The sequence below is a fragment of the Azospirillum mesophilum genome, assembly GCF_053470405.2.
In genome coordinates, this window is the sequence record NZ_JBPXMQ020000046.1 from 31,882 (window position 1) to 44,969 (window position 13,088).

A 13,088-nucleotide genomic window follows, 5' to 3' on the forward strand; every position below is an offset into this window, starting at 1 on the left:
GAACCGGTCCTCCGCGCCGTCATGCCGCCCGCTTCGTGGTCCCTGGGGCAGTCCCTTGCAGGTGGTGGCCGATGCGCTTGTCGAATCGCTGGATGTGTTCGAACAGCCAGTCGCGGCAGAGCTTCAGCAGATCGTCCCCGACCGAGGATTCGCCGGCCTCGAAGCGCTGCTTCAGCTCGCCCACGCGCTTGCGCAGGGCGTCGTGCTGGGCCTTGTGCTGGGCGAACTCCGGATAGCCGGAGCGCTGCATGACACTTTCCTCCTGCTCGAAATGCAGGACGGTGTAGGCGATCAGCTGGTCGATGGCCGTGCCGATGGCGTGCGGCACCTCGCCGTCGCGGATTCGCGTCGCCGCCTTGTTGATCAGCGCGACCAGGATCATGTGGTCGTTGTCGATGTCCTCCTGCCCGACCGGCAGCTGGTCGTTCCAGGGCATGAAGACGTCTTCGCCGGCCGGGGCGAACAGCTTGTCCAGCTCCGCCGTGTTGATCGCCTCCACATTCACGAGGAAGGCGTCGACCAGCCCGCGCAACGACGAAGCCTGCTGGGCCAGGCTTTCAGCCGCGTCGAGCAGGCTGTTGGCGGCCTTTTCCGTCTCCAGGGCGGAAGCCGAGACCTCGGTGATGCTGGTGGAGACCTGCTGGGTGCCCTGGGCGGCCTCGCCGGCGCTGCGGGCGATCTCGCCGGTGGCGGCCCCCTGTTCTTGCACCGCGGCTGCGATGGAGGTGCCGATCTCGTCGCTGCGGGCGATGATGCCGGCGATCTCCCGGATCGCGGTGACGGCCGCCTGCGAGGCGTGCTGGACCTCCGTGATCTGCGCGGTGATCTCCTCCGTGGCCTTGGCGGTCTGGCTGGCGAGCGTCTTGACCTCGCCGGCCACGACGGCGAAGCCCTTGCCCATCTCGCCGGCCCTGGCGGCCTCGATGGTAGCGTTGAGCGCCAGCAGGTTGGTCTGGCTGGCGATGCTGGTGATGAGGTCGGCAACCTCATTGATCTTCTGCGCCGCCGTCCCCAGCCCGTCGATGCGCTCGCTCGCCGTGCGCGAGGCGCTGACCGCCTGGTGGGAGATCTGGGAGGAGGCGGCGACCTGCTCCCCGATCTCGGCGATGGCGCTGCTCAGCTCCTCCGCCGCGGTCGCCACGGTCTGCACGTTGACGGATGCCTGTTGCGACGCGCCGGCGACCGATGCGGCCTCGCGCATGTTGCGGTCGGCGGTGTCGGACAGCGAGCGGGCCGTGTCCTCCAGCGCCTGCACGGCGGTGCCGACGGTGCCGACCATGGCGGCGACGGTCGTGTCGAACCGCTCCGTCAGCCGCTCCAGCGCGCGGGCGCGCTGCTCGGTCACGCGGTGCTCCACCTGCTGCCGTGTCCAATGGCGCTGCAAGTCGATCTGGTTCTTGCGGAAGACCTCCACCGTGCGCGCCATGACGCCGATCTCGTCGCGGCGGCCCGCGGCCGGCACGGCCATGGAGGTGTCGCCGTCGGCGAGGCGCTGCATCACGCCGGTCATCACGCCCAGCGGCCGGACGATGGCCCGGCTGACCAGAAGCCCGATGGCGCCGGCCACCAGGGCGATGAGCAGCCCAAGCCCGGCGAGCGCGACGGCGGCCTCACGGAAGGCGGCGGCGACGTCGTCCACATAGATGCCGGAACCGATCAGCCAACCCCAGGGCTCGAACCCGCGCACGTAGGAAATCTTCGGTATCGGCTGCGCCGATCCCGGCTTGGGCCACAGGTAATCGACGAAGCCGGCCCCCTGTGCCTTCACGACCTGAGCGAACTCCACGAACAGACGCTTGCCGTTGGGGTCGGCGGTTTGCGACTGGTCCTGCCCCTCCATCTCCGGCTTGATGGGGTGCATGATCATGCGGGGGCTCAGGTCGGTGACGAAGAAATACTCGTCGCCGGAATGGCGCAACCGGCGCAGCGCATCCTTGGCCGCCGCCTGCGCGGCGTCGCGGGTGAGGGAGCCCTTGCGTTCCAGCGCCTCGAAATGGGCGACGACGCCGTGGGCCACCTCGACGACGCTGCGGGTCTTGTCCTGGCGGTCCTTCATCATTTCCGCGCGCAGGCCGTACAGGCTGACCACGGCGAGCAGGCCGAGTCCCGCGGCCGCGGTGCCCAGGATGACGGAAATCTTCGCCCTGATGCTGATACGCTCGAACAAGTGCGCTCCTCCGGTCACATTCTTTCGGCGCAGGCGCCGTGTTCGGGCCGTTTCGTGTCGGCTCCGAAATTGTCTTAAAATTTTTTAACAATTTTGCGAAGTCGGTGGCGTCCGTCAAGATGGATCAACGCTTGGGCGAATTCGCCGCAGGTGGCGGTCCAAGAGGTTGCGGCCACAAAGAAAAAGCCCCGGCGATCGCTCGCCGGGGCTTGTGCTTGTGCCACCCGACCGTCAGGCGGCGCGGATCTCCGCCAGGAAGGCGTCGACCTCGGCCTTGAGCGACGCGGACTGGCGGGCCAGTTCATCGGAAGCGAACTTGACGTTGTTGGTGGCGTTGCTGGTCTCCGACTCCGCCTGCTGGATGCCCACCACGTTGTGGGACACCTCGGAGGTGCCGGTCGCCGCCTGCTGGGCGTTGCGGCTGATCTCGCCGGTGGCGACGCTCTGCTGCTCGACCGAGGAAGCCATTTCCGACGTCGAATGGTCGATGTCCGCCACCTGCCCGATGATCGTCCGCATGGCCTCCACGGTCCGGGAGGAGGCGCTTTTCACCGCCGCGAGGTTGGAGCCGATCTGGTCGGTCATGGTGTGGGTCTGGTTGGCGAGGTTCTTCACCTCGCTCGCCACCACGGCGAAGCCCTTGCCGGCCTCCCCGGCGCGGGCGGCCTCGATGGTGGCGTTCAGCGCCAGCAGGTTGGTCTGGCTGGCGACGGCGTTGATCGAGGCCACGATCTGGTCCACCTGCTCGATGGCGGCGGAGAGGGCGTCCAGTTCCTTCTGCGCCTGGACGGCGCCGCCGGCGGCCGCCTTGGACCGGCTGGCGGCCATCGAGACGCGCTCGGACAGGCCGTGGATGGAGGAGGACATCTCCTCCGACGCGGCGGCGACCGTCTGGACATTCGCGCTGGCCTGCTCGGAGGCGGCGGCGACCGCCACGCATTGGGCGCTGACCTCCTCCACCGCGGCGGACAGCTGGGTGGCGGTCGCCTGCAACTCGGTGGCGGCGCTGCCGACGCTGTTGACGATGCCGCCGACCCGGCTTTCGAAGCGGTTGGCGAGGTCGAGCATGGTCTGCCGCTTTTCGGCCCTGGCGCGCTCGTCGGCGGCCTTGGCCTCCCGTTCCATCTCGCGGGTGCGGATCAGGTTCTGCTTGAAGATCTGCACGGCCTGCGCCATCGCGCCGATCTCGTCCTTGTGGTCGAGCGCGGGGACCGTGACGGTGGCGTCGCCCTCGGCCAGTCTGGTCATGGCGTCCGTCATGCGCTGCACCGGCTTCGACACGCTGAACAGCATCAGCAGCCACGCACCGGCGGCGAGGGCGCCAACCAGGGCCACGATGACGCCGGTCAGGACCTTGGCGCGCTCGTAGGTCTCCTCGCCGGTCTTCACGGCGGAGTCGCCGCCGTCGGTGTTGATCTGGATGATGCGGTCCAGGGCGTTGACCATCTTTTCATAAGCGTCGCGCGACTTGCCCATGAAAAGGGCAGCGGCCTTTTCGCTCTCGCTCTTGCGCGACAGGGCGAGCACGTCCTTGTGGATCGTCAGGTATTCGGCCAGGGCGGCCTTTACCTCTCCGTAGATGGCGGCCTCGGCGCCCGGGGTGATCGTCGGCTCGTACTTCGCCTGCGCGTTTCGGATCCAGGTCAGGCGTTCGTCCAGTTCCCCTTCGATCCTGGTCATCGCGGCCGGATCAGTGGAGATGATGTGCCGGGCCTCGGCGATGCGGAACTTGCCGACGTTGATGCTGATGGCCGACGCGTAGCGCATGCCGACCAGCCAGTTGGTGCCGAGGTCCCGCGCGACGTCGTTCACGACGGCGAGGCGGGTCCCGGCGAAGACGCCCAAGCCGACAACCAGGAAAAAGACGACCGTGAACACGGTCGCGAGTTTCGTTTTTATGGTGATGCTGTTCATGGGACACCGCGAGCTTCTGACGGACCGGCCTCCCTTGCGTGCGCGGTCCCGAGTGGTCCCAGCCTCGCAGGTCCGCGCTGTCGGGCAATTGATGTCCATCAACCAGCTTCGCAAGAATTTTATGCGAATGCGGCATGTCGCCGACGCGCGTTTTTCTGAGGCGGTGACGGCCCTTTCGGGCGTCATCATGCAGTATTACGCAACCACGATTTCATGATTCGGAGGGTTTCTTGATGTTGGTCAATAACCGCCGGTGTGATATGTGCAATAGGCCCATTTTACGATAGACCTGTTGGGTGGAAATCGTCAAAAATGCGTTCGGTATTTGTTGGTCGGTCTCCGATACAGCGGCGCTTTTGCCGGATTGACTTCCGGTGACGTGGCCTGTGCGTCAGCCGGTGCGCGCCGTTGCGCGGTTCAGTGCCAATCTGCCTGGGTGAGCCATGGTCCACAGCCGAAATTCCGTCCTCGAAAGGCTCAACGTCACCGTCGTCGGAACCGGGGCCGACGTGCTGGTGCTGGTTCCCGGCTTCGGGACGGACCAGGGCGCGTGGCGGCATGTGGTGGACGCGTTCCGGGGCGCGTTCCGCATCGTCCTGCTCGATCTGGTCGGGCTCGGCCCCGACGACCAGAGGCACTACGACACGATCCGCTATTCCAAGCTGGACGCCTATGCGGAGGACGTGCTCGCCGCCCTGCGGGAGCTTGGTATCCGCGACTGCGCCTATGTCGGGCACTCGGTCGCCGGGATGGTGGGGGTGCTGGCGGCCATCGCCGAGCCCTGGATGTTCCGCAAGCTGGTCCTGCTCGGCTCCTCCGCGCGCTACCTCAACGACAGCGGCTACCGCGGCGGGTTCGAGGCGGCGGACGTGAACGCGATGATCGACGCCGCTACCGCCGACTACATCGCCTGGACCGAGAATTTCGGGCAGCTCGTCGTGTCGGCGCCGCCGGGCGACCCGACGGTTCGGGAATTCGTCGCGAATCTCCGGGCGATGCGGCCGGATGTGGCGCTGTCGATCCTGCTGACGATCTTCTACGGCGATCTGCGGGACCGGCTGTCGAAGGTCGCGGTTCCCGCGGTCGTCCTGCAGACCGCCAACGATGCAGCGGTGCCGCTGGAGGCGGCGGAGCATCTGCGCGACCACCTGCCGGGCGGCGTGATGGAGGTGTTGGAGGCCGCCGGCCACTTCCCGCACATGACCGCGCCGGACATGGTGATCGAGGCGCTTAGCCGGCACCTGTAGCCCCGCCCCGGGCGGCTGGCCGCCGCCGGGGCAGGGCCAAGGCGTGTCAGGCCAGCAGGGGCATCATCGCGGCGACGAGCGGGTGCCGCACGATGTCCTGAGCGGTCAGGCGGACGACGGCGACGCCGTCCAGCGCCTCCAGCCGGTGGGTCGCTTCGGCCAAGCCGGACATGCCGGGCAGCAGGTCGGTCTGGTCGGGGTCGCCGGTGACGACCATGGTCGAATGCCACCCCAGGCGCGTCAGCAGCATCTTGATCTGAGTGAAGGTCATGTTCTGCGCCTCGTCCACCACGAGGAAGCTGCGCGAGATGGTGCGGCCGCGCATGTAGGCGAGCGGCGCCACCTCCACCGTGCCGTCCTTGACCATCTGGCGCACCTGCTTGGCGCCCAGCCGGTCGGCCAGAGCGTCGTAGATGGGGCGCATCCACGGGTCCATCTTCTCGTTGATGTCGCCGGGCAGGAAGCCCAGGCTCTCGCCGGCCTCCACGACGGGGCGGGTGATGACGATGCGGGCGACGCGGCCGGCGTTCAGCGCCTCCACCGCCTTCGATACGGCGAGGTAGGTCTTGCCGGTGCCCGCCGGGCCGATGGCGATGGTCAGGGCGTGCCCGTCGATCGCCTTCATCAAAGCGTCCTGGTTGTCCGTGCGTGGCTTGACCGTCTTCAGGTAGCTCTGGTCGCGCTGGTCGTCACCGCCCAGCGGGTCCCAGCCGCCCGAGCCGCGGAAGAGGCTGGTCACTTTCGAATCGTCGCTGATCACCGGCATCGCCCTGGTCTGTCGCTTGGCCATGAGGAAAGTCCTTCGTCTGGAGTTCGCCCCAAAAAGCGGAAGTGGTGTCGGCGGCGGGCCTCACCGGAGGGCGTCGAAAACCCCCGGAGTCATCATCCGGCCGGAGACCGGGCGGTGTGATCGGGCCTTCGACTCGGTCGCCGTGACAGCGCTGCCTGTGCTCTGGCGCTTGGACATGTCGCTCTCCTCACGTCACGTTGGTGGGCGGCGCTCCGGGCACAAAAAAAGCCTCCCGCAGGGGGGAGGCTTCGGACGTCGTCGGACGGCGGATGTGCCGGGAGCGTGCTTGCCGGTGCGAGGCGTGCGTCCCATCCGGCGGACCCGCAAGGGAACGCGGAGCGGTGGGGGACGCGTGTGAACGAAGGACGGTGCAAGCAGACCTCTTCGTCAAGGTATGAACCTCACAGAGACAAACATAACCCTTATAACGCTTGACGCCAGGCGAAATTGCGGGCGAAGCAAAAGATTCATACAACATGTTGTGGACGAGTCGCAGGAGGCAGCGATGGGTCAGAAGTTCACCCCCGTCTGGGGCGGCACGGGGAAAGGCGGTGCCCCGAAGGAACCGGCGCCGAACACACGGGCTGAGCCGCGACCTGCGGTCGGCCAGGGTGGGCCGCGACCTGCGGTCGCCCAGGGTAAGCCGCGACCTGCGGTCGCAGGTGCCGACACCGACGCGGAAAGCGCCGCCCAGGACGACGACGTGCGCCAGTCGCTGCGCGCGCTCAAAGTGATGCTGGACCGCGGCCTGATGCCGCCGGAGGTCTATGAGGAGGAGCGCCGCGCCATCCTGGCGCGTGCCGGCGGGATGAAAAACCCGTGACGTACGACGGGGCGTAGGACCATGAAACCCTTTGCCCGCCGATTCCACTTCCGTTACCATACTTTGTGGTGGGGTATATCGGCGACGCAACACATGGACGAGCCAAGCGGATTGGTCATAGGCCGATCCGGCAAGATTCGTGTGTGGCCTGCGGATGTCACTCCATCAAGGCCGGGAATTGCTTGAACGGACCGGGTGTGCGCCGCTAGAACGCGGGCGGGGACGACCCATCCGCCCTGGTGCTGTGCCGATGGGCCAGACGGCGGACGAAACGGATTCGGCGGGAACACAATCAGGATGGCAGCGGTGAGCAGCGCCAGGCAGGTTGCCGAACGGGACGTTCCGTTCCAGTTACGGGGCAATTCCTTCACCATGATGGTGCTGAAGGTGAGCGACCCGGCCTCGCCGGATTTCTTCCCGCAGCTCGCCGTCAAGGTGCGCCAGGCGCCCAATTTTTTCCGGAACGCGCCCATCGTCCTCGACTTCGAGGAGTTGGGTGAGGAGTCGCCGCGCTTCGACGTGGCCGCGCTGGTCACCAACCTGCGCACGCTGTATCTGCTGCCGGTCGGCTTCCAGGGCGGACCGCGCGCGGTGCAGGAAGGGGCGCTGGCCGCCGGGCTGACGCCGATGCCCGCCGGCCGCGCCGCCAAGCTGGACCAGGTCACGCGCGGCGCCGAGCCGCAGGGCGCCGCCAGTGCCGCGGCACCGCCGGCCCCGCCGCCGGAGATCATCCACCGGCCGACGCTGGTGATCACGGAGCCGGTGCGCTCCGGCCAGCAGATCTACGCGGAGAAGACCGATCTGGTCATCACCGCCCCGGTCTCGCCGGGGGCGGAGGTCGTGGCCGACGGTCACATCCACGTCTACGGCGCGCTGCGCGGGCGGGCGCTGGCCGGCGTGTCCGGCGACGCGACCGCGCGCATCTTCTGCCAGAGCCTGGAGGCGGAGGTGGTCTCGGTCGCCGGGCTCTATCGGGTCAGCGAGGACTTCGGGGACGATGTGCTGAAGAAGCCCGTGCAGATCTTCCTGCGCGACGGCTATCTGCATATGGAACCGTTGTAATTTAGGCGAACACTTCAACTGGAATTGTTGGCGGCAACTTTTAGGAATGTAGGAGAAGCTCCGTTGGGCAAGATCATCGTCATGACTTCCGGCAAGGGCGGCGTCGGCAAGACGACCTCCTCCGCCGCTTTCGCGACCGGACTCGCCTTGCGCGGCTTCAAGACGGTCGTGATCGACTTCGACGTCGGGCTGCGCAACCTCGACCTGATCATGGGCTGCGAGCGGCGCGTGGTGTTCGACTTCATCAACGTCATCAACGGCGAAGCGAAGCTGAACCAGGCGCTGATCAAGGACAAGCGGATCGACAACCTGTCGATCCTGCCGACCTCGCAGACCCGCGACAAGGACGCGCTGACCAAGGAAGGCGTGGAAAAGGTCCTGGACGAGCTGGCCAAGGACTTCGACTACATCATCTGCGACAGCCCGGCGGGCATCGAGCGCGGCGCGCTGATGGCGCTGTATTTCGCGGACCACGCGATCATCGTGACCAACCCCGAGGTTTCCTCGGTGCGCGACAGCGACCGCATCCTGGGCGTGCTCAACTCCCGCTCGCGCCGCGCCGAGAAGGGGATGGAGCCGGTCACCCAGCAGCTCCTGCTGACCCGCTACGATCCGGAGCGCGTCGAGAAGGGCGAGATGCTGAAGGTCGACGACGTGCTGGAAATCCTGGCGATCCCGCTGCTGGGCGTCATTCCGGAAAGCCAGGCGGTGCTGCGCGCCTCCAACGTCGGCATGCCGGTCATCCTGGACGACCAGTCGAACGCCGGCATGGCCTACGGCGACGCGGTTTCCCGCTTCCTCGGCGAAGAGGTGGAGCACCGCTTCGTCACGGCCCCGAAGAAGGGCCTGTTCAGCCGCCTCCTGCGGAGGACCGCATGAGCATCTTCAGCTTCTTCCGGTCCGCCCCGCGCCCGTCGGCCGTGCAGGCCAAGGAACGCCTGCAGATCGTCATGGCCCATGAGCGCGCCGGGCGCACGGGGCCGGATTACCTGCCGATGCTCCAGCAGGAACTGCTGGCGGTCATCGCCAAGTACATCGACATCGACCAGAACAAGGTCGAGGTGAAGCTGGACCGCGGCGGCGATTGCTCGACGCTCGAACTGAACATCGAGCTGCCCGCCCGCGAAGCCGCCAAGGCGCTGAAGGAGGCCGCCAAGCTGGCGGTGTCCAAGGCGACCGGCGGCACGGCCACCATCAAGGACGAGGATGACGAGGACGACTCGTCGGACTCCGTCAAGATGGCGGCCGGCGGCGCCCTGACCAACGGTGGCGTGAAGAAGCGGCGGTAACGGCGCTTCCCACCCCCGTCGTCTCATCGCTCGCCTGTTTCATGGCTCGCGTGTTGGGCTGCGCTGACGCTTGGCCCAACCCTCCTGGTGCATATCCTCTCCTTCCGCTTCGGGTCATACCCCTCCGCTCGCGCACGGCCTGCACTTCGGTGTGGGTTTACCTCCGTCGTTTGAAGGGGTATCAACGAAGAAAAGCCCGAACGATGGGCGGCCTTGGAAGCTTTGCGGCTTTGCCGCTTTGCTGCGTTTGGGGGGAGAGGCGGCCGATGTTCCTCGAATGCTCGCGGCTGATCGCTGGGAATCAACCGCGCCTGTCCAACGGCATCGCGGTCACCGACGTGGATGGTGACGGCGCGTTCGAGCTGGTGGTCACGGGCTACGGCACCAACAATCTCGTGTTGAAGTGGGACGGGGAGCGGCTGGTCGACACGGCCGGCCCGCTGCTGGCCGATTCCGGCGGCCACGCCGTCGCCATCGCCGCCGCCGACGTGGACGGCGACGGGCGCGAGGAGCTTTACGTCCTCAACTCCGACTGTTCGAGCGGGCCGAAGGAGATGGGCGACCGCCTGTTCGCTTGCTTCGGCAAGCATTGGCTCGACCTGCTGGCCCAGCCGGAAAACGCTGGCATGGCCAACCGCGTCGCCGGCCGCTCGGTGGTCGCCATGGACCGGCACGGGCGGGGGCGCTACGGCTTCGTGGTCGCCGCCGACGGCGGGCCGTTCCGCCTGTTCGAGCTGAGCCGGCGCGGCCGGCTTGAGGATGCGGCGGAGGAAGCCGGCCTCGACCTGATCGCCGCCGGGCGCGGGCTGGTCGGCCTGCCGTTCCTGTCCGACCGCATGGACCTCTTCGCCTGCAATGAGGGCGGGCCGAATTTCCTGTTCCGCAACCTGGGCGACGGCACCTTCGAGGAGATCGCCGAGGAGCGCGGCGTTGCCGATTCGCGCTTCGCCGGGCGGGCCGTGGTGGCGCTGGCCGACGGGGGCGGGGCCTTCGACCTGCTGGTGGGAGCCTGGGAGGGGCCGCAGCGCCTGTTCCGGCAACGCTCCGGCGGGGGCTTCGTGGACGAGGCCGGGGGCGACTTCTCCATGCCCGGCCGGGTCTCCACCGTCATCGCCGCCGACTTCGACAACGACGGCTACCAAGAGCTGTTCTTCAACCTGCACGGAGAGCCGAACCGCCTGTTCGGCTGGCGCCACGACGAGTGGCAGCCGATCGAACTGGGCGACGCGCTGGAGCCGAAGGGACTCGGCACCGGGGCGGTGGTGGCGGACATCGACGGCGACGGCCGGCTGGAGCTGCTGATCGCGCACGGGCAATGCGCGCAGGGGCAGGGGGCGCCGCAGCCCTTGTCGCTCTATCGGACGGCGGCGACGAACAACGGCTGGATTCGCGTTCTGCCGCTCACCCCCTACGGCGCGCCGGCCCGCGGAGCGGTGGTCACCTGCACGGCCGCCGGCCGCCGCCAGCGCCGCGTCATCTGCGGCGGGTCCGGTTTCCTGTGTGAGATGGAGCCGGTCGCCCATTTCGGGCTCGGCGCCAACCGTGCCGTGGAGCGGATCGAGGTGAACTGGCCCGACGGCATGTCGGCCATCATCGACAACCCGCCGGCCGGCCGCGTGCTGACCGTCCCCTATCCGCCGGAGTGAGGGGCGGAGTGATTGGCCGGAATGATCGGGCGGAGCGACGGTTCCGAGGCTGAGATATTTCGACACGGCAATAAATTTAAACTTTTTTGTAACCTCGGAGGACCTTAATTTGCGGCTGCCGCAAGGTTCCCGCCGGGTTTCTTGCGGTTGGGGAGATGTAAGCCCTGTAATACAACCGCAACAATAGGGGCGCCGGTTTCTCCGGCCGGCGACCGCAGGCACCATGGCACATCGCGACGTCACCCTGACCGGGGTGGAGCGGTTCTTCGACGCGGACGAGGTGATCGTCTCGAAAACCGACCTGAAGGGCCGCATCACCTACGCCAACCGCGTCTTCCAGCGCGTGGCCGGCTACACGGAGGCGGAGCTTATGGGGGCGCCGCACTCCATCGTGCGCCATCCCGACATGCCGCGCTGCGTGTTCAAGCTTCTGTGGGACACGCTGGGCGCGGGGCAGGAGATCTTCGCCTATGTCGTGAACCGGGCGCGCAACGGCGACCATTACTGGGTCTTCGCGCACGTCACCCCCAGCTACGACGTCAGCGGGCAGCTCATCGGCTATCACTCCTCGCGGCGGGTGCCCGACCGGGCGGCCATCGACAAGGTGGTGCCGCTGTACCGCACGCTGCTGGACATCGAGAACAAGAACGCCGACCGCAAGCAGGGCATGAACGAGGCCTTCGCCGCCGTCGTCGCGCTGCTGACGGAGAAGGGGATCGGGTATGACGAATTCGTCTTCTCTCTCTAGGGCCTTCGCCCTGGGGGTGGCGGCGGCGGCCCTTGTCGCGGCTTTGGTCCTGGCCGATCTGGCCGGGGTCGGCGGCGTGGCGCTCCGGCTCGGGCTCGGTGGTGCGGCGCTGGCGGCGCTGGTCGGGGTGATGCTGTGCATGGCGCGCGCCCGCGCGGCCGTGGCGCAGGCGGTGAACGTTTGTCAGGCGGTGTCGCGCGGCGATTTCGAGGCGCGCGTCGTCAACGTGCGCGAGCGCGGCGACCTGGGCGAGCTGATGCACGCGCTGAACGACGCCATCGACCGCACCGACGCCTTCATCCGCGAGGCCGCGGCCTCGATGAGCTACGTCTCGGCCAACAAGTATTTCCGGCGCATCGTGCTGAAGGGCATGCAGGGCAACTTCCTGCACGCCAGCCGCACCATCAACACCGCCACCGACGCCATCGCCGCCAAGGTGAAGGGCTTCGCCGGCGTGACCGAGCGGTTCGAGGACCAGATCCGCGCGGTGTGCGAGGAGGTGTCGGGCACCGCCCACCAGTTGGAGATGTCGGCGCGCACCATGGAAACGGACGCGCAGACCGCCACCGGCAAGGCGTCCTCCGTGGCCGCCGCCGCCGCGCAGACCGGCTCCAACGTCGGCAGCGTCGCCGCCGCGACGGAGGAACTGTCCGCCTCCATCCGCGAGATCGCCCGTCAGGTGGAGCAGGTGGCCCAGGTCGCCGCCACCGCCGCCGGCGAGGCGGAGCGCTCCAACGCCCTGGTCGCCCAGCTCTCGGGCGCCGCCAAGACGGTGGGGGAGGTGGTGACCCTCATCAACGACATCGCCAGCCAGACCAATCTGCTGGCGCTCAACGCCACGATCGAGGCCGCCCGCGCCGGGGAGGCCGGCAAGGGCTTCGCCGTCGTGGCGAACGAGGTCAAGCGGCTGGCCGACCAGACCGGCAAGGCCACCGGCGACATCGCCAGCCAGATCGCCGGCATCCAGTCCTCGACGGAAGAGGCGGTCAGCTCCATCGTCGGCATCGGCGGCACGATCCAGGAGATCAACCAGATCGCCGGGGGCATCGCCGCCGGCATCGAGCAGCAGGGCTCCGCCATCCGCGAGATCGTCGCCAACATGGACCAGGCGGCGGTCGGGACACGGGCCGTCACCCACGACATCCAGGACGTCACCAGCGCCGCCGAGCGCACCAGCGGAGCCGCCCACGAGGTCTTCGCCGCGTCGGAACAGATGTCCGCTCAGGCCGATCGCCTGACCCGCGAGGTGCAGCTGTTCCTGGACGAGATGCACAAGGTCGCCTGACCGGACCGGGTGCCGGGGGGGGGGGGGGGGGGGGGGGGGGGGGGGGGGGGGGGGGGGGGGGGGGGGGGGGGGGGGGGGGGGGGGGGGGGGGGGGGGGGGGGGGGGGGGGGGGGGGGG

At 68.0% G+C, this 13,088-nt stretch carries 12 protein-coding genes; 9 read left to right on the top strand and 3 right to left on the bottom strand.

Annotated features, from left to right (window positions below):
* Positions 1 to 19: 19 nt before the first annotated feature.
* Positions 20 to 2,167 (bottom strand): bacteriohemerythrin, encoded by a 2,148-nt coding sequence (locus ACSVC7_RS27895; protein WP_448207708.1) that lies wholly within the window; start codon positions 2,165 to 2,167, stop codon positions 20 to 22.
* 231 nt (positions 2,168 to 2,398) lie between these two features.
* Complete coding sequence (locus ACSVC7_RS27900) at positions 2,399 to 4,045, bottom strand: methyl-accepting chemotaxis protein (protein ID WP_448207709.1); 1,647 nt, start codon at positions 4,043 to 4,045, stop codon at positions 2,399 to 2,401.
* On the opposite strand from ACSVC7_RS27900, the gene ACSVC7_RS27905 reads away from it, so the two are divergent.
* Complete coding sequence (locus tag ACSVC7_RS27905) at positions 4,038 to 4,298, top strand: hypothetical protein (RefSeq protein WP_448207710.1); 261 nt, start codon at positions 4,038 to 4,040, stop codon at positions 4,296 to 4,298. The two genes, ACSVC7_RS27900 and ACSVC7_RS27905, sit on opposite strands and share 8 nt — an antisense overlap.
* Positions 4,299 to 4,524: 226 nt before the next feature.
* Positions 4,525 to 5,328, top strand: a complete 804-nt coding sequence (locus ACSVC7_RS27910) for an alpha/beta fold hydrolase (protein ID WP_448207711.1) — start codon at positions 4,525 to 4,527, stop codon at positions 5,326 to 5,328.
* A 46-nt stretch (positions 5,329 to 5,374) separates the two neighbouring features.
* On the opposite strand, the gene ACSVC7_RS27915 is transcribed toward ACSVC7_RS27910, so the two are convergent.
* Complete coding sequence (locus ACSVC7_RS27915) at positions 5,375 to 6,118, bottom strand: PhoH family protein (RefSeq protein ID WP_448207712.1); 744 nt, start codon at positions 6,116 to 6,118, stop codon at positions 5,375 to 5,377.
* 505 nt (positions 6,119 to 6,623) lie between these two features.
* On the opposite strand from ACSVC7_RS27915, the gene ACSVC7_RS27920 reads away from it, so the two are divergent.
* From ACSVC7_RS27920 to ACSVC7_RS27950, 7 genes are all read left to right on the top strand, one after another.
* Positions 6,624 to 6,941, top strand: coding sequence for a hypothetical protein (locus ACSVC7_RS27920; protein WP_448207713.1), 318 nt, complete (start codon positions 6,624 to 6,626; stop codon positions 6,939 to 6,941).
* Positions 6,942 to 7,238: 297 nt separating this feature from the next.
* Entirely contained in the window at positions 7,239 to 8,003 is a 765-nt protein-coding gene (gene minC, locus ACSVC7_RS27925; protein WP_448207714.1) for a septum site-determining protein MinC, read from the top strand.
* Positions 8,004 to 8,066: 63 nt separating this feature from the next.
* The gene (gene minD, locus ACSVC7_RS27930; protein WP_448207715.1) at positions 8,067 to 8,882 is read left to right on the top strand and encodes a septum site-determining protein MinD; all 816 of its coding nucleotides are present in this window, start codon (positions 8,067 to 8,069) and stop codon (positions 8,880 to 8,882) included.
* Complete coding sequence (minE, locus tag ACSVC7_RS27935; protein ID WP_448207716.1) at positions 8,879 to 9,292, top strand: cell division topological specificity factor MinE; 414 nt, start codon at positions 8,879 to 8,881, stop codon at positions 9,290 to 9,292. Before minD ends, minE begins: the two co-directional genes overlap by 4 nt.
* A gap of 266 nt (positions 9,293 to 9,558) precedes the next feature.
* Positions 9,559 to 10,938 carry a CRTAC1 family protein gene (locus ACSVC7_RS27940; RefSeq protein WP_448207717.1) on the top strand — a complete coding sequence of 460 codons (1,380 nt, stop codon included), beginning with the start codon at positions 9,559 to 9,561 and terminating at the stop codon, positions 10,936 to 10,938.
* Between the two features lie 223 nt (positions 10,939 to 11,161).
* On the top strand, positions 11,162 to 11,686 hold the full coding sequence (locus ACSVC7_RS27945; RefSeq protein ID WP_448207718.1) for a PAS domain-containing protein: 525 nt from the start codon (positions 11,162 to 11,164) through the stop codon (positions 11,684 to 11,686).
* Positions 11,661 to 12,971, top strand: a complete 1,311-nt coding sequence (locus ACSVC7_RS27950; protein WP_448207719.1) for a methyl-accepting chemotaxis protein — start codon at positions 11,661 to 11,663, stop codon at positions 12,969 to 12,971. The genes ACSVC7_RS27945 and ACSVC7_RS27950 overlap by 26 nt, the downstream gene beginning before the upstream one ends.
* The last annotated feature ends 117 nt before the right edge of the window (positions 12,972 to 13,088 follow it).

Excerpts from the sequence above, each read along its gene's own strand:
- ACSVC7_RS27910 (WP_448207711.1), top strand. The coding sequence starts at position 4,525 with ATGGTCCACAGCCGAAATTCCGTCCTCGAAAGGCTCAACGTCACCGTC.
- ACSVC7_RS27915 (WP_448207712.1), bottom strand. The coding sequence starts at position 6,118 with ATGGCCAAGCGACAGACCAGGGCGATGCCGGTGATCAGCGACGATTCG.
- ACSVC7_RS27920 (WP_448207713.1), top strand. The coding sequence starts at position 6,624 with ATGGGTCAGAAGTTCACCCCCGTCTGGGGCGGCACGGGGAAAGGCGGT.
- minC (WP_448207714.1), top strand. The coding sequence starts at position 7,239 with ATGGCAGCGGTGAGCAGCGCCAGGCAGGTTGCCGAACGGGACGTTCCG.
- minE (WP_448207716.1), top strand. The coding sequence starts at position 8,879 with ATGAGCATCTTCAGCTTCTTCCGGTCCGCCCCGCGCCCGTCGGCCGTG.
- ACSVC7_RS27940 (WP_448207717.1), top strand. The coding sequence starts at position 9,559 with ATGTTCCTCGAATGCTCGCGGCTGATCGCTGGGAATCAACCGCGCCTG.
- ACSVC7_RS27945 (WP_448207718.1), top strand. The coding sequence starts at position 11,162 with ATGGCACATCGCGACGTCACCCTGACCGGGGTGGAGCGGTTCTTCGAC.
- ACSVC7_RS27950 (WP_448207719.1), top strand. The coding sequence starts at position 11,661 with ATGACGAATTCGTCTTCTCTCTCTAGGGCCTTCGCCCTGGGGGTGGCG.